This is a genomic window from Pseudoalteromonas sp. SW0106-04, from assembly GCF_001293805.1.
In the GTDB taxonomy this organism is placed as follows: Bacteria; Pseudomonadota; Gammaproteobacteria; order Enterobacterales; family Alteromonadaceae; genus Pseudoalteromonas; species Pseudoalteromonas ruthenica.
This window is the reverse complement of record NZ_BCAI01000001.1, coordinates 192,243-214,796: the sequence shown is the minus strand read 5'-3', so window position 1 is coordinate 214,796 and position 22,554 is coordinate 192,243. Positions and strand designations below refer to the sequence as shown.

The following is a 22,554-nucleotide window of genomic DNA, read 5'->3' as shown; positions in this document are numbered from 1 at the left end:
TGAACAGGCATTCCAATTTGTAACAATCTGTACATTCTTCAATTTAGAACTGGTCGCATCATGGTATAATGTGTGCGTCCGTCACCAAGAACAATTCCAGCATGATAGCAAAGTTAACTGTAGAGCAAGTCAGTTCCGAGCTGGTACTGCATTACCTAAAAACTATAAAAAAAGAAGGCTTCAGTGGTGAAGTCGATGCCACTTATGGCACGCGATTGCTTGCTGCAACCGACAACAGCGTGTATCAGCAAATACCGCAAGGCGTGATCTTTCCCAAAACAAACAAAGACATTCAACTAGCCCTCAATATTGCCTCGCATGATCCGTTTCTTGAACTTACTTTTGGCCCGCGCGGCGGTGGCACTGGCACGAATGGTCAGTCGTTAACACCAGGCATCGTTATCGATTTATCTCGTCATATGCAGCAGATAATCGAAATCAATGAACAAGAAGGGTGGGTACGGGTGCAAGCCGGCGTCATTAAAGACCAACTTAATGACTATTTGCGTCCTTATGGATACTTTTTTGCGCCAGATTTATCGACCAGTAATCGCGCCACTATAGGTGGAATGATCAATACTGATGCGTCAGGGCAGGGCAGCTTAGTCTACGGTAAAACCTCTGACCATACTTTAGCAATAAAGGCTTTTTTGGCCGATGGCAGCGAGCTGGAAACACAGCGTATTAGTCGCGAAAAGGCCGAGTTGATTGCCGAGCAAGACACCTCTGTTGGCAAGCTATATAAAACGGCCCTTGATGTGAGCGTTGGCAACCGCGAGCAAATCCTTAAAAAATTCCCACGACTAAACCGCTTTTTAACCGGATACGATCTTGAACATGTGCTTAGCGATGACATGTCTGAGTTCGACCTCGGTCGGTTGATCACCGGCTCAGAAGGTTCATTGGCAATTGTCAGTGAAGCAAAACTCACTATTACTCCCATCGCTAAGTTCAAAACGCTGATTAATATTAAATACGATAGTTTTGACTCAGCACTGCGCAACTCCCCATTTTTGGTAGATGCCGAAGCGACGTCCGTAGAGACGGTCGACAGCAAAGTGCTTAACTTAGCGCGTGAAGACATTATTTGGCATTCAGTATCGGACTTAATTACAGATGTACCCGGCAAAGACATGCAAGGGCTGAACATGGTGGAGTTTAATGCCGAACGCAAAGAAGATATGCGCGATAAAATAGACGCCTTATGCGCTAAGCTCGATAAATTAATTGCCAACAAAGACGCTGGCGTTATCGGCTATCAGCTCACAGATGATGTCTCGGAGATTCAGAAAATTTACGCGATGCGTAAAAAATCGGTCGGCTTGTTAGGCAACACCAAAGGCAAGCAAAAGCCATTAGCCTTTGCTGAAGATACCGCCGTACCGCCAGAAAACTTAGCTGATTTTATCGCTGAATTTAGAGCATTACTTGATAGCCACAATTTACACTACGGCATGTTTGGTCATGTCGATGCCGGTGTTTTACATGTTCGACCCGCGTTAGATATGTGTGACCCTGAACAAGAAAAAACATTGCGCACGATTTCAGACCAAGTCGTTGCATTAACCGCTAAGTATGGTGGATTGATGTGGGGAGAACACGGTAAAGGCTATCGCAGTGAATATGGCCCCGAGTTTTTTGGTGAACAGCTATTTAATGAATTACGACGTATCAAAGCGGCATTCGACCCTCACAATAAAATGAACCCAGGGAAAATTTGTACGCCCCTTGAGTCAAATGACCAATTAGTGAGTGTGGATGACAAAAAGCGCGGTTGGTTTGATAGACAAATTGATATCGCGGTGCGTGACAGTTTTGATACCAGCATGAACTGTAACGGTAACGGTTTATGCTTTAATTATGATGCAAGCTCACCGATGTGCCCATCTTATAAGGCCACGGGTGATCGACGCTTTTCGCCAAAAGGTCGCGCAGGATTAATGCGTGAATGGTTAAGGTTACAAAGCGAGCAGGGCGTTGACTTATTGCAAGAAGAAAAAGGCATATCTAAAAAAGAAGGGCCCACATGGTGGGAGCGCTTTTTAAATTCAAAAGCAAAGCGCAGTGGCGAGTATGACTTTTCTCATGAAGTAAAGCAGTCAATGGATGAATGCTTAGCATGTAAAGCGTGTACAACTGCATGCCCGATCAAAGTCGATGTGCCTACATTCCGCGCGCGCTTTTTAAATTATTACTACAGCCTGTATAACCGGCCAGCAAAAGATTATTTAGTAGCAAGTATTGAGCAAACTGCGCCACTATTGGCTAAATTCTCGAGCGTAACAGCCCCTGTTATGCAATCGAACCTTGTTCAAAAGGCGATTAAAGCGACTTTAGGTTATGTAAACACGCCTACACCAAGTCACCCAAATTTAGCCAAACGTACGCAACAGTTACGCAAGTTTGATTTACAATACCTTAATTCCTTGGATGCGCAGCAAAAACGCGACTATGTGTTGATAGTACAAGACCCATTCACAAGCTTTTATGAAGCAGAACTTGTTGAAAGCTTTGTTAAAGTGGCACAAGCTTTAGGCAAACAGCCTATTTTGTTGCCGTTCAAGCCGAATGGTAAACCGCAACACGTAAAAGGTTTTTTAGCCAAATTCGCGAAAACCGCTAAAACTTCAGCCGACTTTTTAAATCAGGTCAGTGAACTCGGTATCCCAATGGTCGGGCTCGATGCCTCCCTTGTGTTATGTTACCGCGATGAATATGCCACTATCTTGGGTGACAACCGAGGTGATTTTGAAGTCCTCGTTGCCCATGAATGGCTGGAAGATCAACCGTTTAAGCAGACAGTATTTGAACCAACACCTGCTTATACTTTGCTCAGTCATTGCAGTGAAACAACTTCTCTTCCACACAGCGCCAATGTTTGGCAGGGGATATTTTCTCGTGTTGGTTTACTACTTAAACCTCAGGCAACAGGGTGTTGTGGCATGGCAGGGACCTACGGCCATGAAGTACAAAACCAAGAGAACAGCCGTACTTTATACGAATTGAGTTGGCAACAACCCGTTCAGCACACTGATCCTTCGCGGTTATTAGCAACGGGATTCTCATGCCGTAGCCAAGTAAAACGGTACGCGCAATTTAAGCCCAAGCACCCAATAGAGGTGCTAGCGAATGTGCTTAGTTAATTTCTATTTTTATAGGAATTAGCAATCGGGCGAGTGGTGATCCCATGAACGAAGACACTCATCAAAATGGTGAGTGTCGCTAATTCGGCTAAGCCATTTTCAGTAGACTCTAACACCATTAGCGTAAATACAATGGATGCCAGCCCCCTTGGACCAAACCAAGCGAGCGTAAATTTTTCTTTTAATGACAGTTCGTTAAAAGGAATTAAGCTCAACATCACCGGGGCAACACGTACTAAGGTTGCAGCTAAGAATGCAAATAATACTTTATAGATATTTAGATCTATTGTTTGCAGTTGGAAGAAGGCATATGCACCGAACAAACACCAGATAAGATAGGCAAAGAAGTCTGCGATATGCTCACTGTCTTCTATTAGTTTTTCATCATCGTCGGCACGATAAAATTTATCAAATACCAAACCACCAACAAATGCCGCAACAAAGCCACTGCCGCCAAGGAGTTGGGCGAGGGTGAACACACTAACAGCAACCGACAAAACTAAAAATGGACTCGATGATTTCTCAAAGTAATGGCGAGTAGCGCTTAGCTGAGTAAGCTTTAATGCTCCATAGGTAACACTGACACCAACTATGAGTGCGATACCTATTTCTTCAATGAGAAATGTAAGCATCGTCGCCGCACCTTGAAACTCACCATGCTGCCAAGAAAGAAACAAGAATAAAAATATAGGAACGCACATCCCATCGTTAAGACCGCTTTCCACATTGATCGATTCACGTATTTTTTCTGGAACACTTTGCGATTCGAGCAAGCCTTTACTAAGCGCAGCGTCTGTAGGTGTTAAGATGATGGCCAATAGAGGTACGGCCACGATTCGTGATAAATCGACCAAAAAATAGTTTAACCATATGAAATATATTGAATATCTCAACGAACTAACAGCAGACTTTGCGCTATTGATACACTGTTTGTTATATTCGTACTTTCAACTTAGAATTTTACTACCCACTTCAGTACCGACAATACGGTTAAATTATGTATGTAATTGGTCAACTTGCCAAATTGGCAAGCGTAAACGTTGAGACCGTTAGATATTATGAACGGTGCGGCTTAATTGAACAGCCCCAAAAACCCGTTAAAGGTTATCGTCGTTATCCTGAGACGACTTTGAATCGCATTCGGTTTATCAAACGTGCTCAAGAGTTAGGGTTTTCCTTGGATGAGATCGCTAACTTGCTGATGCTGGAAGAGACTTCTTGCCAAGAAGTACAAAGTATAGCAAACCACAAACTTGCCAGTGTTCGTGCAAAAATGGCTGATCTACGCCGCTTAGAAACCAGTCTTAATGATTTACTGAAACAATGTGCAAGCAACACTGAACAGGCACATTGCCCGATTATTACTTCCCTTCTCCCAGAAAACAACTAATAACAATCGCTAAACCCCTTGACTCCGTACTTGGATACGGAGTTTATACTGTTTTCTATCAGAACATTTGAAGTGGAGTAAGCCATGGCAAAAAACGATACCAGTTTACCGCTAGTTGGTGGTATTGCTGCTGCTATTGGTGCTGGGCTTTGTTGTGCTGGGCCCTTAGTCTTGTTACTACTAGGCGTTAGTGGTTCTTGGATTGGCAATCTGACCGTATTGGAGTCATACCGCCCTATTTTTATCTTGCTGGTACTGGTTTTATTTAGTTTTGCCGGTTGGAAAGTTTATCGACCTATAGAAGAGTGTGAGCCTGGAACCGCTTGTGCAATGCCACAAGTACGTAAGCGCCGGCAGATCATTTTCTGGGTAACCGCCTTCATTGCATTAATATTAGTCACTAGCAATTACTGGATTATCTGGTTTGCTTAATTATATCGTTGAGAAATAACCCTTGGAGAAGAAGATGAAAAAAATTGCACTATTATCCCTACTATCAATACTTAGCTTGGGTGCGTTTGCCAAGCAGCAAACAGTCATGCTTGAAGTTCCCACGATGACCTGCGTAACTTGTCCGATTACGGTGGAAAAAGCATTGCAACAGGTTGAGGGAGTTACCAAAGCTGAAGTGACCTTCGAAGATAAGTTAGCCGTGGTCACTTTTGATGATGAAAAAACTACGGTGGAAAAGCTGACCGAGGCCACAAAAAATGCCGGCTATCCATCTGTGGTAAAGCAATAAAGGACGAATACTAATGAAGAACCTGCTGAGTCTTTTTACCCGCATTGGCGACAAAGCCAGCTCATTAGGTGCCGTGGTGTCTGCCATGGGTTGTGCCATGTGCTTTCCGGCCATCGCCAGCTTGGGGGCAGCCATCGGGCAGGGTTCCTCAGTCAGTGGTAGTGGTTCTTTATCAATACACTCTTGCCTATATTGGCTTGGGTTAGCCTAATAGTTAACGGACTTGGCTGGATTGGTCACAAGCAGTGGCATCGTAACCTGCTTGGTATGCTAGGGCCTATTCTGTTGTTGCTATCACTTTATCCGTTCTTTCAATATGCCTGGAGCACTTATGTGACGTACTCAGCCTTGGCACTGATGGTAGCGGTATCAATCTGGGATATTTTTTCGCCAGCGAATAAACGCTGTGACAATGAAAGTTGTGTGCTTCCTGCCGACAACACTCACTCAAATCCATAAGGAGGTCTTTATGCGTAAATTCTCCATCTCTGGAATGACTTGTGAAAGATGCCCTCAGCAGATCGAAGATGCCTTGATCGTCATGCCTGGCGTCAGAAATGCCACCGTTTTTTATACGAAATCCAGTGCAGTCGTCGAAGCAGAATCTGATGTCAATGAACAGACGCTAATCAATACCATCAAAGCTCTTGGCTACACGGCTCAACCTGTCGCGTTAGATGGCTGCGATAGTGAAGATGTGACTGACAAAAAGTCGCTGCATGTCGCTATCATCGGTACTGGCTCGGCTGCTTTTGCTTGTGCTATCAAGGCAGTGGAAAATGGAGCACAAGTCACACTCGTTGAAGCTGGAGATGTGATCGGAGGTTGTTGTGTTAATGTCGGTTGTGTACCTTCGAAAATTCTGCTCCGGGCTGCCCAGCTGGCTGAACAGCAGCGTAACAATCCTTTCGACGGTCTAGAAAATCATGAACCTTCTTTGGATCGTAGCTTGTTAGCGAAACAACAAACTGCACGCGTGGAAGAGTTACGTGCCGCCAAATATCAGCATATTCTGGATACCAATCCAGCATTGTCATTGGTACAAGGTTATGCATCTTTTAAAGATACTCATACCTTAACTATTCGCAACAAAGATGGTTACGAGCAAGAGCTGGTTGCAGATCGCTTTTTGATTGCCAGCGGCAGTCAGCCATCTATTCCTCCTATTCCAGGCCTGGTTGATACCCCTTATTGGACTTCGACGGAAGCTTTATTCGAAACTGAGCTACCTGAGCACTTGTTAGTGATAGGCTCTTCAGTTGTGGCTGTCGAACTTGCTCAAGCTTATCGTCGGCTGGGTGCAGAGGTCACTATCTTGGCTCGCAGTACTTTATTGCTCCGTGAAGACCCACTGTTGGGAGAAGGCTTAACCGTAGCTTTTGAACAGGAAGGCATTCGCGTACTGGAACATACCCAAGCCAGTCAGGTGTCTTATGAAGATAATAAGTTTATCCTTGATACCGAGCAAGGAGAAATTCGTGGCGATAAATTGCTGGTCGCCACCGGCCGTGCACCTAATACCGGTAAGCTTAATCTTGCCGCTGCCGGTGTAGAAAAAGAGGCCAATGGAGCGGTCACTGTAGGTGATCAGATGCGCACATCACAGTCACATATTTACGCAGCAGGTGATTGTAGTAACATGCCGCAACTGGTTTATGTCGCGGCAGCGGCAGGCAGTCGTGCAGGGATTAACATGACAGGGGGTGAAGCTCGGTTGAATCTATCCGCGATGCCAGCCGTGATCTTTACCGAACCGCAGGTAGCAACGGTAGGGTTGTCAGAACAAGAAGCTCATGCACAGAATATTGAGACCGAAAGTCGAGTATTGCCACTGGAAAACGTGCCTCGAGCACTGGCTAACTTCGACTCTCAGGGTTTCATCAAACTGGTGGTTGAAGCTGGCTCCCAACGCCTGATCGGAGCCCAAGTATTAGCTCATGATGGCGGCGAGATTATCCAGAGCGCGGCACTGGCGATTCACAACCACATGACAGTGGATGACTTAGCGGATCAATTGTTTCCTTATTTAACTATGGTGGAAGGCCTGAAGCTTTGTGCACAAACTTTCAGTAAAGATATTAAAGAACTGTCTTGCTGTGCTGGGTAAGCTTTATCTTTCGTCAGAAAAGATATTTATGAGTCTGCTTTTGGTTTCCAGTGATACGGTACTACCAATTTACTGCATATTTCTTCGTGGAAAGTTTCTTCAGTAACTGTTTGAGAGCTAGCCTCAAGCAAGATATTTGGCCACAATAGGAGATGTGATCATCTGAATTACTGCAAAGAATGTGGCTGGTATTACTATTTCTGATGGCAACCGGGATGCAGCCACAAAAGCCGCTGCAATGCTAAATTCTTTTTTGCTGACAGTAAATAGGTATGCGATGACTTCCGGTCGGTCTGTCGTTATAAACCGTGAAGCCATTCCAATTAAGTAGCCACAAAGATTTAGACTTAAAGCTGCTCCAGCAATTACAAAAGCATACTATCCATAACCAATGATGGTTTCTGCATTGGAAGCCACTACCGCAAGTAATATTACAAGATAGAAGACTGACCCAATTCCTGCGTAAGTCGAATCATGCTTTGAAATAATCGTCGGAAAGTTGGTGCGTAAGGTTACACCGAGAATTGTAGGCACTAAAACAACTAGAGCTAACTCCAGGATGATGGAAACGAGAGGGACTTCTAGCTGTATCCCTGTCAGCCATAGAAAAAGGAGCGGAACTACGAAAGGAGAAAAGGCTGTATTGACCGCATTGAAAAAGGCGACCAGTCAAGAAGCCTGCAATTGAATCGGGCCATAGACGAGCCCCATTGCCAAAAACTGTCTTGACGGTTTGCGAAAGACTATTCGTACGGCATGTGCATCAAATGTAAGGCTGATCACAAACATCAGAATCACAAGTAAAGGGGCTATTGAGGAGTCGAGGTACTTCCCGGATTCGGGCAATATCAGGCCAACTCCAGCTACAATAATCACAAACCAAACAAGATTTGATTCAACGAAATAAATTAATCGACGCATAGGTCAAGGGTACCAGTTACAGTGCGGCCACAATATAAATTATAGCTGTACACTCCCAATTACAGAGCTTGAGAATCATCGCGACATTGCTCATTTGTCATTTCAAGCTCAATGGTCGTATGCTCTAAATTAAATTTACTCAATCGTTCTGCTATGGACTTTTTTAACTCCAGTTGCTGTTGAGTAGACAGTGCCTCTTGTAGAGCTAGATGAGCAGTAAGTACATGATGCTCTCCATCCAATGACCACAAGTGCAGGTGATGGATACTATCCACTTCTTTGAGTTCTATTAAGGTTTTATAAACTGATTTTGACAGTTCTTTGTCAGGGATTGCCTGTAAAAATAACCTTATAGTGTGCCAAAGGTTTTTAGCAACATTAATTAAAATATAGAGAGTGAAAAGAATTGATAAAGCTGGGTCAAGAATGGGCCAGTCAACAAAAAGAAGTACGATGGAAACGATTAAAACTGCAACCCAACCCAGTACATCTTCCAATAAATGCCAATTGAGTACACGCTCATTAAGAGTTTTGCCTTTACTTAATTTATAAGCCGCAAACCCATTAACTAGCACCCCAAACACGGCTAAGGCGATCATGCCCTCAACTATAGGCATTTCTGGTTGCAGGAGTTTAGGGATAGCTTCTGTCAGAACCCAGACGGAACCAATAATGAGGACTAGACCATTAATAAGTGCACCGAACAATGATAACCGGCGGTAACCATAGGTGAACTCTGAATTTGAACCTTTTTCACTAACTTTACTGAGAAACCAAGCAAATCCGATGGATAAACTGTCGCCAAGATCATGAACGGCGTCGGCCATGATGGCGGTACTATTGGTTAAGATACCTCCTATAAATTCGATAATGGTAAAGGTGACATTCAGAAAAAATGCCCAACCTATACGATTATTTGAACCATGTGAGTGCGAATGATCATGCATTTAAGATTACCTCTTGTGGAGCTCTATTCCTACCTTAGGATTTGATCTTCAATATACGAATACCGCCAACTAAAACAATTAATCCAATGATAAACCCAATGATTAAGTCTGGATATTGTGAGCCCGTCCATGCCACTAATCCTCCGGCAATAATAACGCCTGCGTTAGCGATGACATCGTTAGCAGAAAAAATCCAACTTGCTCTCATGTGAGCGCCGCCATTTCGCTTTTTGGCAATTAAGATTAAGCACCAGACATTTGCTACCAAGGCAATTAAGCCAAACACCATCATAAGGTTTGACTCAGGCTCACTCCCTTGAACCAGTCTCCTCACAACTTCTGTTAATACACCCAGAGCTAATATAATCTGTAACCATCCTGATATATGCGCTGCACGGAGTTTTTTTCGGACGCCATGCCCAACGGCGTATAGTGCCACCCCATACACTGCTGCATCGGCAAACATATCCAATGAATCAGCTATCAATCCGGTCGATTGTGCCCACCAGCCGATAACAAGTTCTGTAATAAACATCACTGCATTAATAGCTAATAGCATTTTAAGTATCCCAGCTTCCTCTGCTTCTTCATTTTGTGCCGTCAACCTTGCTTTATGGATAATCTCGCTGTCCACAGCGTTAGTTGATTCCAATCTAGCCCCAAGCCCAAGAGACGTTATCCGGTCTTCTACCATGTCCCTGAGTTCAAGGTGATGAAGCACTCTAACTATGCGTTTATGTGTATCAAACTCGAGGATTACACTTGGCTCAAGACTGTCCAGTGCCATTCGGATCATGCTTTCCTCTGATGGGCAGTCCATTTTAGGAACGTGGTATTCGCTTACATGTGCCCCTTCAAATAACTTGTCGTCGTTAGTAATATCTTGTGTTTCATCTGTAGCATCTGCTTTGCAGTCACGGTTACATTTCTGGCTCATAGGTATACCTTGCATTTTTTGATATTGGCTTTCCCCCTCCCCGATCACTATAGTCTAAAGCGGAGAGTCCTCGATACGAAAATGGGCGAGCTTTCAGCATTAATGGGGTGTTGGTTCAAACCATCTTGCTATTATAAAGTATTGCCGACTCCAAAATAGAGCCGGCAGATTGCTAGTTAGTGTTTCTCCTTCAACTTACCTTTTGAAAACCAGGCAAACAGAACGGGCAACACAAACAGTGTTAAAAATGTGGCTGTTATCAGCCCGCCTACGATAACACTGGCAAGCGGTTTTTGTATCTCTGCGCCAACGCCATTTGATAGCAACATCGGTATTAAACCTAACGCAGATGTCACTGCTGTCATCAATACCGGTCTAAGCCTGGATACGGCACCATCAAAAGCGGCTTCACTGACAGGTAGGCCATCCTTGATACGCTGATTGATACTTTCAACCATCACTACACCGTTAAGTACCGCGACGCCAAACAGGGTAATAAATCCGACCGAGCTGGGCACTGATAAATACTGCCCTGACAGCCAGAGTGAGAACACCCCACCAATAACGGCTAGAGGTACATTTACCAGGATCAGCATAGCCTGACCAACCGAAGCAAAGGCAAAGTAAAGCAACAAGGCAATAAGCGCCAGCGATAATGGCACGACCAGCGACAGACGCTTTTGTGCTCGCTGTTGATTTTCGAATTGTCCACCTATATCCACGGAGTAACCCGTTGGCAAATCAACTTGTTCAGCAATCGCTGCGCGAATATCTGCTACCACACTGCCCATATCACGCCCTTGCACATTGGCCTGAACGACTACTCTGCGCTGAACATCATCGCGGCGAACCTGCGGCGGGCCGGAAGCAATATTTACAGAGGCTACATCACCAAGGCGAACCCAGGCTCCTGAAGGTGCCTGCAAACGAAGGTCAGCAATAGTTTCGCGATCTTGGCGAAAACGTTCATCCAACCGAACATAGATATCATAACGTTCGTTACCATTGATGATTTGTCCAGCGCTGGCACCGCCAAGCCCATTTCGAACCACTTCCATGACATCCGCTACGTCGAGTCCATAACGAGACAATGCGCGGCGATTGGGCTTTACGACCAATTGAGCTTCACCGACAATTTGCTCCATGGCAACATCACGCGTACCGTCGATCTTTTTGACCACTGCCTCAATTGCCTGCCCTTTTTCAGCCAGCACATCAAGATCTTTACCAAAGAGTTTTATCGCTAGTTGCGCTTTAACCCCCGATAACAGCTCATCCACACGGGTGGCAATTGGTTGTGAAAAATTGAACAGCAATCCGGGATGTTGTTCCAGCTTTTGCTCCATCAGGGATTGAAGTTCATAACGATTATCGGCGCTGGTCCATTCTGGCACTGGCTTAAGACCAATATAGATCTCAATGTTATTCACTGGCTCTGGATCACCGCCAATTTCGGCACGTCCAATGCGTGATAACGCATAGGTGACTTCCGGGAATTCCATCAGCATTGCTTCAAGTTTTGGAGCGACTTCAAGCGCAGTATCCAGGCTGGAGGACGGAGCGAGTGTTACCCGGAGGTTGACCGTTCCTTCTTCGAGTTCAGGCACAAACTCGGTACCCAGACGCGGTATTACTAAAGCTGCCGCAACCACGAGCGTTACAGCAATACCAACGACGACCTTACTGTGGCTCATAGCCCACGACAAACCCTTGCGGTAGAGTTTATCAAGTGGTTTCAAGACGAAACTCTCCCGCGGGCGTATCCCTTTGCGAAACAGGTAGGTGGCTAATGCTGGGACTATGATTAAAGCTACAATCAGCGCGGACAGCATAGACAGCATGATACTGATAGCCATCGGCTGGAACAGTTTGGCTTCGACCCCTTCGAAACTGAATAGCGGCATGAAGACAACTAAAATAATTGCTGTAGCAAAAAATATAGGTCTTGCTACCTCTCTGCCAGCTTCTTGCAAGCGTAAAGCAATCCCATGGCTATCATGAGCTGCATCAACAGGATCTGGATCATCCTGAACCATTGTCTGTCTATCTTTGTCATGGGTAGCATCGGGATGGGTCAAATGTTTGAACATGTTTTCGACCATCACTACAGAGCCATCCACGAGCATGCCAATGGCCACGGCAATACCGCCCAGAGACATTAAGTTTGCCGAAAGACCAAACCACGCCATCACCATTAAAGCAATACCGATGGAAATTGGAATTGAGATCAGTACCAGTAAGGTAGCACGCAAATTCATTAGGAACAGCGCCAAAATAACGACAATGAAGACAAACGCCAGCAATAGAGCATTGACAACAGTATCAACCGCTTGCGTCACTAGGTCAGCCTGATCGTAATAAGGCTCAAACTTAACTCCTTCCGGTAACGCCTGATTAATACGTTCGACACGAGCATTAACCCCATCAATGGTGCTTTTAGTATTGGCTCCTAAACGTTTTAATACAATACCAGAGACGACTTCCCCCAGTTCCTCAACCTTTCCATCAGGGGTTCTGCGTGTCATGGTCACTGCGCCCTGGCGGATTTCGCTACCCAGACTCACTTTGGCTACATTAGATACTGTGATAGTAGTGCCATCGACTGTTTTCAGGGGGACTTGCCGGAGCTGTTCCAGCCCTTGCTTGCCATGATCGAGCCAGCCGGTACCTCGGATCACCAATTGCTCCTGACCACGGTTCATATACCAGCCGCCAACATTGGTGTTGTTACGCTCCAGAGCCGCCATGATATCGTCCTGGGTCAGACCGTAAGATAACAGCTTTGACGGATTCAGATCGACCTGATACTGACGCACCTCACCGCCGAAGGACAGCACATCAGTCACGCCTTCGGCCGGGATAAGCAACAACTTGACCACCCAGTCATTTAAGCTGCGTAGCTCCATGGCATCGAAACCCGAACCGGGTTCGGCAACCAGTAAATACTGATAGACTTGCCCCAGCCCAGAAGTGTTTGGCCCCATTTCGGGTGTACCAACGCCCTCTGGAATCAGCTCTTTGGCAGCCTGAAGTCGCTCGAATACCAGTTGCCGGGCAAAGTAAATATCAGTGCCTTCCTTAAACACAACAGTAACGCCAGACAAGCCAGTCTTTGAAATAGACCTTACTTCTTCTACGTCAGGCAAGGCGTACATCACTGCTTCAATCGGGTAGGTTATCAGCTGCTCAACTTCCTCAGCAGCCAAGCCAGGAGCTTCGGTGTTGACCGAGACCTGAACGTTGGTAACATCTGGAAATGCATCAAGATTCAGCCTTGGAATAATAAAAAAGGCACTGACCGTTAGAGTAATAAGCGCAATCGCCACCAGCAAACGGTTAGTGACCGCCCAATCGACAATTCGATTAAACATAGAGTCTCCTTAGTGCTTAGTGGTTATGCGGATCAAAACCGCCTTTGGCGATTTGTGAAGCAACAAAAAATGCACCGTCGGTAACAATACGTGTTCCGGGAACAATGCCGTTAATTTCACGTAACGAACCTAGTGCTCGCTTTAGTTCAACTTCTTGAGAGCGAAACTGCCCTGGACTCTCTTCTACAAAAACTGCCCAGTCTCCATCGGGATTCCGCATGAGCGCTGACTCTGGCACAGCCAATACCGGCTCTTCTGTACGAAAACGAAAGAAGACCTCTGCAAACTGTCCCGGATGCAGCCTATGCTCCAGGTTGTCCACCAATAAGCGCACTGTTCGGGTTCGTGTAACGGGGTTTATGGTATGTGCTTCTTGGGATACTTTGCCTTGAATTCGGATATCACCAGCCACAATGTCAGCCAATGTACCGAGCGGAAGTGATATAGACTGATCTGCTGGAAGGTGTGCTTCGACCCAGAGCTGCTTCTCATTGGCCAGCTTGATCAGAGGAGAACCAGCTTCGACGCGCTGCCCCTGCTCGAAGTCGTCAGATAACACAGAACCATCGGTTTCGGCACGTAGGGTATATTCGCCCAATGCCTTAATATCTTGCGATGCCAGAGACTGCAAATCTGACTCAGCTAACCCATAGGCCTGCAACGTTGCCCGAGCCGCTTCCCAGCTGGTTTTGGCCTGGATATAACGCTGCTCTCCAACGGTTTTGCGGCCGAGCTTGCGGACTCTTTCCCATTCAGGCCAGGCGGTGCGATAGTCTGCCTGGGCCTGCGCCACATCCTCACTGAACAGGGTTACCAGTGGCTGACCTTGTTCAACATGAGCGCCCAATGCTACGTGACGACGTAATACAACGGAAGCAACTCGCGGTGACACTATGTAGCTAGTGTATCCATTAGAAAGAACTTCCCCTGGTGCGTAGAACTCATAATCAATACGCTTGGCAGTGAGAGGAGCAACCTGGATATCAGCAATAGTCATTTGGGCAGTATTTAGTGCCGTAGTGGCAGAAGCTTCTTCTTGATGCCCATGTCCATCTTCTTCAGTATTACTTTCGCTGTGTCCAGCCTCATCATGACTTTCATTGTGGGAACTATCGCTAGACTCATGTTCTGTATCACCATGACGCTCATGTTCATCCGTGGCATTTGATGGGTGCTCCTTGTGAGACGCATCATCCTTATGCTCAATAACCTCTTGAGCAGTCTTGCTCTTATCATGTTCGTGCGCCTCACTACTCATTGTTTCTGCAAGCCCTACGCTTGGTGCAGTCATTGCGGCGCTTAGCATCACTATCAATAATCTATTCATGTTCATTGTCCTATCTTTAATTCAGTGGCTTAGTCGCAGTTAAAACAACAGCTCTGAGCTGGCCGGAGTGCAGCAACACTTCCGTTAACGCAAGCTGTGTGTGCTTTTCGAGTGAGATTCCTGCCAGCAAGCTCTCCGAACGCTGGTTGAGAGCAAGCAGGTAGTCAGTTGTTGATAGATCACCGCTTCGCCACTGGCTTTCCAACAAGTCAGCACTATTTTCAACTCTGCCATGAGCCAGCTCGAGCCAGCGTCGGTATTGCTCGTCATAACGTTTCCAGGCAGCTTGTGCAGCCTGCCAGTCAAACCGTAGATTGCGATAAACGGCCAAGAATCGGGCCTCTGCTTCTAGTGCTGCACGATTAGCCACACGAGTTTCGGCACTGTAGTCATTACGTACATTCAAAGGAATTGAGAAGGTCAGGCCGACAGTATTTTCTCCACCGTCGCGACCAGCATTGACTCCAAAGGTCGGCTCTGCTTTGGCTGCGCGGCGGGTTGCTTCCGCTTCTTCCTTGATGGACTTCCAGCGAGCCTGAGCGCTGGCAACATAGGGATGTTGTAACAACTCCTGGTTAGTAATTGACACCGGCTCCGAAGGCCAGAAATCTTCGGGAATGCCTCCTTTTTCAGGAGTCCACTGTGGCAAAAGTTCGCGCACTCTGCTTTCTGCTTTTTGCAAAGCGACTTCAAGCTCAGCGACCTGTGCCAGCTGTTTTGATAAAGATAGAAAGGTGAGTTCAGCATCAATAGTGCCTATATCCCCTGCTTTTTGGCGCTTTTCAGCCACTTGCAATAATGCATTAAGCTGCTCTTTTTGTGCCTGAGCAATAATGGCGGCTTCATTACTGGCACGCCACTCAACCAATGCTGATAGAGCCTCAGCAGTCTTACTCATAACCTGTTGCTGATACTGGGCTTTGGCTGCTTGTCGGATAAAAGCCGCCTGCTGCTGTTTAGCACCTCGTCTATCCCACCAGTCAACCGTTTGAGAAACACCTACACGGTAGTTATTTTCTTCACCAACCTGTTCCAGCTCAGAAGATAACTCCGGGTTGTAAAGTGGCTGTTCCGCTGCGTCCGCAGTAGCTTCCGAGCCTTGCAGTTGCTCGCGGGCCGCGATGATGTCTGGGTGCTGCTTTATCTGTGATGCCAGCCAGCGCTCCCAATCAACGGGTTGCGCTTGCGCCGAAGCCGACAGCAAATAAATAACGGCACACATCGCATAAGAAACGGATAGTTTCTTCATGAAATTTCCTCACAATTAAAATCAAAGTACATCAGGTACAGCTGGGTTGGCATTTGCACAACGCTATACCTCAGAATAAAAGTTTATTTGTACTGTATTTAACTGATCGGAGGGGGATTATCAGGGAAGGCTATATGGGAACGGTAATGGGAAGGGTTGCCTAAAATAGCACCCTTTTGATAAAGAGAAGCAGAGATATCTTGGCGACCCAGAAAGAAAGGGTGTGATGAGCCATGACAGTGACAACAATGGTGGCAATCAAGCTGGTAGCTTTTGCTCTTTTCTGATTCTAACCAACGCTTGTCATCATCTGGTATTGGAGAGGAGTGAGCTTTTTGATGCTCGTGATCAAAAGTAAGATGCTCAGAACCGGATTGATGAAACTGATGAACGTCCGCCACAGCAACTACCGATTGCAGGGCAATCAATATGGCTAGAGCGAAAGTTAAAAGTTGACGGTTCACGGTAAAAAAGAGTCTCTACTCGTTCTCATAAATGCAGGGCAGTAGACTAGCAGATTATCAGTTAGTTCACAATAGATAAGTGGATACTAACCAACTATTACACAGCTTTGTGGTTAAACGCTAGCTTTCAGACTTGGCTACTTCCTGTTTTTTGCGAGTTTCTTGGGCGATTTCAATTCCTCAATCTCATGCTCTAGCTGCACAACGGAAGTGTTTAGCTCATTGTTTTCTTTGGTTATAGCATCAAGTTGCGCTAGTAGCTCCTCTCTGTCAGTACTGGCTGACTGCACCTTTTCAGTTAACGTTTTTAATGAGTTTTGAAGTTCGCGCTGTGACTTGGCCAACAACCGCTTTTCGGTGATTAGCTCAGCGTTCTGACGGTTCAACTGCGTGAGTTCTGACTGTTGAGAGGCAATGGTTTGCCCCAGCTTTCGCTGCTCTGCTCGCAATCCCGACACTTCTTCAGCGTGCTTGCGCTCTTGTTGATCACGCTGTTCTTTAGCGGATTCGCGGAAGTGGCTCAAGTTGTCATAACTGTGTTGCAGACTCTTCTCCAGATCGATAATTCGTTCATCTTTTTGTCCACAAACAGCTGTAAGTTCTTTCAAGTCACTTTGAATACCTTGCAACTCAGTGTTCAGTTGCTCACTCTCACGGCTGGCAGTATTGAGCTTCGCCTGTAGTGAGTGAATGTTATCACTTAGAGCTTTATTTTGCTCTGTGGCTTGGCTTAACGACTCCTCAAGTCCTGACTTTTCTTGATTCCAAGACTTACGCTCTTTATCAAAGGCTTGCTCCATGTCTTCAATGGTTTTATTCGCTTCAGCGTTGAGCCTGGCAGCAAGCTGGCTTACCAGGTGCCCAATGGCGTCGGAGACTTTGACCTCGGTGAGTGTACCGTTAGTACGGGTCTTTTTAATGTCTTTGAGGTATTTTGAGATGGTGGTTTTGGAGCCAGTGTTACCCAGCTCAGCTCGTATTGCATCAATTGATGGGTTATTTACACCCTGTGAAGTCAATGATTTATATGCTTTTTCAACGTCAAATTGAGAGATGCCTGTGCGCGCCATTTTTTAAGTCTCTGATTATTTTGTAATGTAATACATAATATGTATATACATATTATTACTGTGTCATCTACGTGTCTATAGCTTTCGAAAATTCATTTTAGATAATAGTAGATTATCTATTGTGATAGACATTTTTGGACGATATGATGAGATAAAGTCGTACATAACACGCATATATGCCCGATTCTAAAAATATTGATTTAGTGAGTTTTTACGTCAACGCAGCCACTCGCGAAAATACGGTACGCAGTTACCGTACCGCCATTGAACACTATGAGCGTCACTGGGGGGGACTCTTACCTGCCACTCCAACTGCGATTGCACAGTATCTCAGTCACTACGCTGATAAGCTGACTTCAAGCACCTTAGCACACCGGTTGGCCGTACTTGCAAAATGGCATCATGAATACGGTTTTCCAGATCCTACGAAAGCACCATTAGTAAAAAAAGTAATGAAAGGTATCCGAGCAACGCATGCATACCAAACCAAGCAGGCTCGGCCTCTCCAATTAGAAGAATTGAAAATCATTATTCAGTGGCTTGAGGAGTCGATAAAGGAGTCAAAGGATTATAGGAAAGGCTTGAGACTCATTCGAAATAAAGCCATTCTGCTACTCGGGTTCTGGCGTGCTTTTCGAGCAGATGAGCTCACTAATATCCATGTTGAGTACGTGACCATGATCCCCAACAAGGGAATGTCACTGTATTTTCCTACTACGAAAGGCGATAGGGATAATAAAGGGGTGACCTATAAAGTTCCAGCTTTGCAAAAACTCTGCCCTGTCACTGCTTATCAGGACTGGGTTACGGCCGCTGAATTAAGCAAAGGACCGCTATTTGTAGGGATCGACCGCTGGGGACATTTTAATCATAAGAGCATGACATCCAATACAATCATTAATATTGTTCGAGAGTGTGCAAGTGGTGCTGGACTATTACACCCTGATGCCTTTAGTAGTCATTCGTTACGACGGGGGTTCGCATCCTGGGCCGACAGTAATGGCTGGAGCCTTAAAGAGCTTATGGAATATGTAGGTTGGAAAGATCCAAAAACGGCGCTTCGTTACATTGGTTCATCGCATAAGATTCAGCAACACTTTATTGAACAGCTAAAATAATGCAGTACAGTGACTGGGCCACTTCATCATGAGTTTTAAGCATGAATTCAGTATAGATTGAACTTGGACACTAAACGTCTTGCGCAAGTTTAATAAACTTCTCAGCACTAAAATTACTTTAGATAAACTGCAAGGTGATTGTGGCTGAGCTAAACAGTCGAACATTTTGTAATGTAACCAAATAATCAGACCTCCTAGCTGGCCTCGAGATCCGTCGCTGGTATTTATATCTCTATGACAACAATCAATGAAACCGCTTACCCGCGCATTAAACCTAACATGAGTCAGTCTGAATTACAGTCTGTATATACACCCACCCCCGAGGATATTGCCTATGTTCGCCAGCAGCGCCGGCGCAAATTGGATCAGCTTGCCCTGTTAGTCCATATTAAATTAACTCAGCGTTTGGGGTATTTTCTCAAGTCTCCTGACATCCCTAACAAGATTATTAGTCATATTTCTGAGCAGATGAAAATGAGGAGCGCTCCGAGAAAGTACTTATCACGGTTCGATAGAGGTGGAAGTCGAACCCGGTTAAAGGCTTTAGTGAGAAGGTATCTAGACATTAAGCTAATTGAAAGCAATGATAAAACAACATTATTGCTTCATAAGCTGTCATCCGAAGCATCTGAGAAAAAGCATGAAATCGCTGATATTATCAATATAGTCATTGAAGGGTTGGTTAAACAGCGCTATGAATTACCCGGCTTCTCAACTCTGGTAAAATACGCTAAATCAGCTAAAAAGCAAGTCAACGATGCCTATTTCAAGCAAACGCATAGAAAGCTGAATCATGAGCTGACAGCTGAGTTGGATAGAATGCTTAATAGCTCTGGAAGTAAAACACGCTGGGACTCGATTAAACGAGAAGTTAAAAAACCCACGAATAAAGAAGTCAAAAGCTACCTTCAACATTTACAATGGTTACAAGGCCTAGTCGAACGCTTACCAAATATGGAGTTCCTACCGTTAACGAAGAAACATCATTTCACTTTAGAGGCTCGTTCATTGGATGCTTTTCACTTAAAAGAAATGAAGCAGGCCAAACGTTACACACTGATGGTGTTGATGATCCAATCAAAATTAAGTCAATCCTTAGACGACGTGGCGGGTATCTTTAAACGAAAATTGAATAAGTTGCACCAATCTGCGGAGACCCGACTGATGGAATACCATCAGGAGCATACACAGCGAACGGAAAAACTTATCAGCCAGTTTCGTAATGTCTTAAAAACTTATGGTGATAATGAAGCTGGCGTACCGCCATCACTGTCGGATATTCGAAACGCCATGAGCGAAGAGCCAGCGATACTATTAGCTGAGTGTGAAGAGCACTTAGCCTATGCTGGAAATAATTATTATCCCTTTATGCTTAAATTGTATAAACCGCAACGTGCCCAGCTTCTGAACTGTTTGGAGCTTTTAGAGTTAGGGTCATCATCTGAAGATAGCTCGATTCTACTGGCGCTAGAAACCATTCTGGAGTATCGAAATACCCACAAGCAGGAACTGGGTCACTATGAGGAGTTTGTCGCGCAGCCCTGGGTGAACGATAAATGGAAGAAGCTGATATTCAACGCAGACACGAAAACGGTCAACCGTAAATACTTTGAGTTGTGTGTTCTGTCTCGGATCAAGAATGAACTCAGCTCAGGTGATTTATTCATTCGTTACAGCCTGGAACATTCAGATTATCGCAAAGAACTAATCAGTTGGGATGAATACGAGCAAGGTTTATCTGAATATACTGACATGCTAGGTTTTTCAAAGGATAGCAAAACCTTTGCAACTGAATTAAAGAAAACTCTCAGCGAATTATCAACTCAGGTGGACGAGCAATTTCAATCCAATGAGTTTCTTGATTTCAATAATGATCAGCTTGTGATTAGAAGACATCAGAATATCCCTGAGCCCCAACAACTCAAGAAGCTTGATGAAGCCTTACGGGACTCTCTTGAGGAAAAGAGCATTGTCGATATTCTGGTAGAATCCGAGCAATGGCTGGACGCCCACAAATTGTTTAAGCCTGTATCTGGATTTGAAAGCAAACTTGATAATCCTCGTAAACGCTTTATATCGACCCTTTTTTGTTATGGCTGCAATCTTGGGCCAACTCAAACAGCTCGCTCAATCAAGACCTTAAGCCGTAAGCAAGTTGCTTGGCTGAATTTAAAGTATGTCACTGAAGAGAAACTTGAAAAAGCTATTGTAAAAACCGTGAATGCTTATAACAAGTTTGAGCTGCCATCCTTCTGGGGATCAGGTAAATCAGCATCAGCTGATGGTACCAAGTGGAACGTGTACGAACAGAACCTATTATCAGAGTATCATATCCGTTATGGGGGGTATGGCGGTATAGGTTATTATCACGTCTCGGACACTTACATAGCTTTATTCAGCCACTTCATTCCGTGTGGCGTTTATGAAGCTATCTACATCCTTGATGGCCTCATTAAGAATGAATCGGACATACAGCCGGATGTGATCCATGGAGACACTCAAGCTCAAAGCACAACCGTTTTTGGCCTGGCTCATTTGCTAGGTATTGACTTGATGCCCCGAATACGAAACATCAAGAAGCTGGTATTTTACAAAGCTGACGGTCGAACCAAGTACAAGCATATAAACCGTTTGTTCCGAGGTAATATCAATTGGTCATTGATTGAACGACACCTGCCCGATATGTTACGTGTGGCACTGTCTATTCAGGCAGGAAAAATATCACCGTCTACAATTTTAAAACGTTTGGGAACTTACAGCCGTAAAAACCGACTGTATTTTGCCTTTCGTGAGTTGGGTAGAGCGATACGAACTATATTCTTACTGAAGTACATTAGCGATGTGGAGCTCAGGCGCACCATTCATTCTGCTACCAATAAAAGTGAAGAGTTCAATAACTTCACCAAGTGGTTGTTCTTTGGGGGTGACGGTATTATTGCGGAAAATGTGCGACATGAACAGCGGAAGGTCATTAAGTATAATCAGCTTGTGGCTAATCTGGTTATTTTGCATAACGTTCAATCCATGACAGAAGTTCTGTCGCAATTGAAACAACGTCAAATGCCAATTTCAGAAGAGGTGTTGAAGTTTCTTTCGCCATATCGAACTGAGCATATTAATCGCTTCGGCGATTACCATCTCGATTTAAGTAAAAAGCGAAAGCCCCTAAACTACAAACTTGACATCATAAAAAGCCAAAGCCCGCAGTAATACGGTTGGACGAGATTTTACATTTTGTTGTATACAGCGTCGGTAAATATATTAAATGGAAAACTTCAAATAGACTTATCTGATAACTTCGCAAAGCAAAATCAACAGTTTGACTTGAATTTTTCTTTTAATTCAAGTGGTTAATTATTTTATTGGTCGATTTGTTACGAATCGTGGCCGTACCTCCAATAGGGCCAAGGCAATAATGTGCATGTGCGGAAAGAGTAAATACCCCAAAGCAAATGTAACAAAAAAGGTTATTGGTAAAGCAACGAACAAAAGCACTAAAGGATACTTGAACTGCGACTTTAGTACATTAATACGCGTCTTGGCTGCATCAGTAAAAAGAAATACCGCAAGTGTCAATTCAACTAATGGTAATAGCGCGCTCAATGGCTGATCCACTTTCATTGCATCGCTAAATGCCCACGCAAGCGCGGCACCGACAATGACAAAATACATCGGGCCAGTTAATTCAGCCCGAGCCAATCTACGAAAGGAAACTGAATAAATAAAAAATGCTAAGCCCAGGGCTGCTGCCAATTGATATTCCATAAA

General features: G+C 44.9%; 17 protein-coding genes and 1 pseudogene. 8 read left to right on the top strand and 10 right to left on the bottom strand.

Annotation, left to right across the window (positions count from 1 at the left end):
• Positions 1-101 precede the first annotated feature (101 nt).
• A complete protein-coding gene (locus W04_RS01005; RefSeq protein ID WP_053909443.1) occupies positions 102-3,143 on the top strand; it encodes an FAD-binding and (Fe-S)-binding domain-containing protein in 3,042 nt (1,013 codons plus the stop codon).
• Here W04_RS01005 and W04_RS01000 read toward each other — a convergent pair.
• Positions 3,140-3,997 (bottom strand): cation:proton antiporter, encoded by an 858-nt coding sequence (locus tag W04_RS01000; RefSeq protein WP_197275926.1) that lies wholly within the window; start codon positions 3,995-3,997, stop codon positions 3,140-3,142. The two genes, W04_RS01005 and W04_RS01000, sit on opposite strands and share 4 nt — an antisense overlap.
• Before the next feature lie 143 nt (positions 3,998-4,140).
• Here W04_RS01000 and merR point away from each other — a divergent pair, with 143 nt between their 5' ends.
• The 5 genes and pseudogenes from merR to merA all read left to right on the top strand — a co-directional run bounded on the left by merR (position 4,141) and on the right by merA (position 7,382).
• The gene (gene merR / locus W04_RS00995; RefSeq protein WP_012801204.1) at positions 4,141-4,533 is read left to right on the top strand and encodes an Hg(II)-responsive transcriptional regulator; all 393 of its coding nucleotides are present in this window, start codon (positions 4,141-4,143) and stop codon (positions 4,531-4,533) included.
• Between the two features lie 84 nt (positions 4,534-4,617).
• Complete coding sequence (locus W04_RS00990; RefSeq protein WP_045980003.1) at positions 4,618-4,965, top strand: mercuric transporter MerT family protein; 348 nt, start codon at positions 4,618-4,620, stop codon at positions 4,963-4,965.
• A 34-nt stretch (positions 4,966-4,999) separates the two neighbouring features.
• Complete coding sequence (merP, locus tag W04_RS00985) at positions 5,000-5,275, top strand: mercury resistance system periplasmic binding protein MerP (protein WP_012801202.1); 276 nt, start codon at positions 5,000-5,002, stop codon at positions 5,273-5,275.
• A 13-nt stretch (positions 5,276-5,288) separates the two neighbouring features.
• Positions 5,289-5,734, top strand: a pseudogene (gene merC / locus W04_RS00980) (organomercurial transporter MerC).
• 10 nt (positions 5,735-5,744) lie between these two features.
• Positions 5,745-7,382: a mercury(II) reductase gene (gene merA / locus W04_RS00975; protein ID WP_012801201.1), complete on the top strand. Its 1,638-nt coding sequence runs from the start codon at positions 5,745-5,747 to the stop codon at positions 7,380-7,382.
• A gap of 378 nt (positions 7,383-7,760) precedes the next feature.
• On the opposite strand, the gene W04_RS19200 is transcribed toward merA, so the two are convergent.
• The 8 genes from W04_RS19200 to W04_RS00945 all read right to left on the bottom strand — a co-directional run bounded on the left by W04_RS19200 (position 7,761) and on the right by W04_RS00945 (position 17,668).
• Positions 7,761-8,051 (bottom strand): bile acid:sodium symporter, encoded by a 291-nt coding sequence (locus W04_RS19200; RefSeq protein ID WP_197047990.1) that lies wholly within the window; start codon positions 8,049-8,051, stop codon positions 7,761-7,763.
• A 311-nt stretch (positions 8,052-8,362) separates the two neighbouring features.
• On the bottom strand, positions 8,363-9,250 hold the full coding sequence (locus W04_RS00970; RefSeq protein WP_045980004.1) for a cation diffusion facilitator family transporter: 888 nt from the start codon (positions 9,248-9,250) through the stop codon (positions 8,363-8,365).
• 34 nt (positions 9,251-9,284) lie between these two features.
• Positions 9,285-10,187 carry a cation transporter gene (locus tag W04_RS00965; RefSeq protein ID WP_045980005.1) on the bottom strand — a complete coding sequence of 301 codons (903 nt, stop codon included), beginning with the start codon at positions 10,185-10,187 and terminating at the stop codon, positions 9,285-9,287.
• Between the two features lie 176 nt (positions 10,188-10,363).
• The gene (locus W04_RS00960) at positions 10,364-13,558 is read right to left on the bottom strand and encodes an efflux RND transporter permease subunit (RefSeq protein WP_053909441.1); all 3,195 of its coding nucleotides are present in this window, start codon (positions 13,556-13,558) and stop codon (positions 10,364-10,366) included.
• 16 nt (positions 13,559-13,574) lie between these two features.
• Entirely contained in the window at positions 13,575-14,885 is a 1,311-nt protein-coding gene (locus tag W04_RS00955; protein ID WP_053909440.1) for an efflux RND transporter periplasmic adaptor subunit, read from the bottom strand.
• A gap of 16 nt (positions 14,886-14,901) precedes the next feature.
• Complete coding sequence (locus W04_RS00950) at positions 14,902-16,134, bottom strand: TolC family protein (RefSeq protein ID WP_053909439.1); 1,233 nt, start codon at positions 16,132-16,134, stop codon at positions 14,902-14,904.
• A 98-nt stretch (positions 16,135-16,232) separates the two neighbouring features.
• On the bottom strand, positions 16,233-16,598 hold the full coding sequence (locus W04_RS18800) for a hypothetical protein (RefSeq protein WP_106646697.1): 366 nt from the start codon (positions 16,596-16,598) through the stop codon (positions 16,233-16,235).
• 137 nt (positions 16,599-16,735) lie between these two features.
• The gene (locus tag W04_RS00945) at positions 16,736-17,668 is read right to left on the bottom strand and encodes a DNA-binding protein (RefSeq protein ID WP_053909438.1); all 933 of its coding nucleotides are present in this window, start codon (positions 17,666-17,668) and stop codon (positions 16,736-16,738) included.
• A 176-nt stretch (positions 17,669-17,844) separates the two neighbouring features.
• On the opposite strand from W04_RS00945, the gene W04_RS00940 reads away from it, so the two are divergent.
• Both W04_RS00940 and W04_RS00935 read left to right on the top strand, forming a co-directional pair.
• On the top strand, positions 17,845-18,786 hold the full coding sequence (locus W04_RS00940; RefSeq protein ID WP_053909437.1) for a site-specific integrase: 942 nt from the start codon (positions 17,845-17,847) through the stop codon (positions 18,784-18,786).
• Between the two features lie 234 nt (positions 18,787-19,020).
• A complete protein-coding gene (locus W04_RS00935) occupies positions 19,021-21,996 on the top strand; it encodes a Tn3 family transposase (protein WP_049586311.1) in 2,976 nt (991 codons plus the stop codon).
• Between the two features lie 144 nt (positions 21,997-22,140).
• On the opposite strand, the gene W04_RS00930 is transcribed toward W04_RS00935, so the two are convergent.
• Positions 22,141-22,551, bottom strand: a complete 411-nt coding sequence (locus W04_RS00930; RefSeq protein WP_053909436.1) for a hypothetical protein — start codon at positions 22,549-22,551, stop codon at positions 22,141-22,143.
• Positions 22,552-22,554: the final 3 nt, after the last annotated feature.

Excerpts from the sequence above, each read along its gene's own strand:
- W04_RS01005 (WP_053909443.1), top strand. The coding sequence starts at position 102 with ATGATAGCAAAGTTAACTGTAGAGCAAGTCAGTTCCGAGCTGGTACTG.
- merR (WP_012801204.1), top strand. The coding sequence starts at position 4,141 with ATGTATGTAATTGGTCAACTTGCCAAATTGGCAAGCGTAAACGTTGAG.
- W04_RS00990 (WP_045980003.1), top strand. The coding sequence starts at position 4,618 with ATGGCAAAAAACGATACCAGTTTACCGCTAGTTGGTGGTATTGCTGCT.
- merP (WP_012801202.1), top strand. The coding sequence starts at position 5,000 with ATGAAAAAAATTGCACTATTATCCCTACTATCAATACTTAGCTTGGGT.
- merA (WP_012801201.1), top strand. The coding sequence starts at position 5,745 with ATGCGTAAATTCTCCATCTCTGGAATGACTTGTGAAAGATGCCCTCAG.
- W04_RS00970 (WP_045980004.1), bottom strand. The coding sequence starts at position 9,250 with ATGCATGATCATTCGCACTCACATGGTTCAAATAATCGTATAGGTTGG.
- W04_RS00965 (WP_045980005.1), bottom strand. The coding sequence starts at position 10,187 with ATGAGCCAGAAATGTAACCGTGACTGCAAAGCAGATGCTACAGATGAA.
- W04_RS00960 (WP_053909441.1), bottom strand. The coding sequence starts at position 13,558 with ATGTTTAATCGAATTGTCGATTGGGCGGTCACTAACCGTTTGCTGGTG.
- W04_RS00955 (WP_053909440.1), bottom strand. The coding sequence starts at position 14,885 with ATGAATAGATTATTGATAGTGATGCTAAGCGCCGCAATGACTGCACCA.
- W04_RS00950 (WP_053909439.1), bottom strand. The coding sequence starts at position 16,134 with ATGAAGAAACTATCCGTTTCTTATGCGATGTGTGCCGTTATTTATTTG.
- W04_RS00945 (WP_053909438.1), bottom strand. The coding sequence starts at position 17,668 with ATGGCGCGCACAGGCATCTCTCAATTTGACGTTGAAAAAGCATATAAA.
- W04_RS00940 (WP_053909437.1), top strand. The coding sequence starts at position 17,845 with ATGCCCGATTCTAAAAATATTGATTTAGTGAGTTTTTACGTCAACGCA.
- W04_RS00935 (WP_049586311.1), top strand. The coding sequence starts at position 19,021 with ATGACAACAATCAATGAAACCGCTTACCCGCGCATTAAACCTAACATG.
- W04_RS00930 (WP_053909436.1), bottom strand. The coding sequence starts at position 22,551 with ATGGAATATCAATTGGCAGCAGCCCTGGGCTTAGCATTTTTTATTTAT.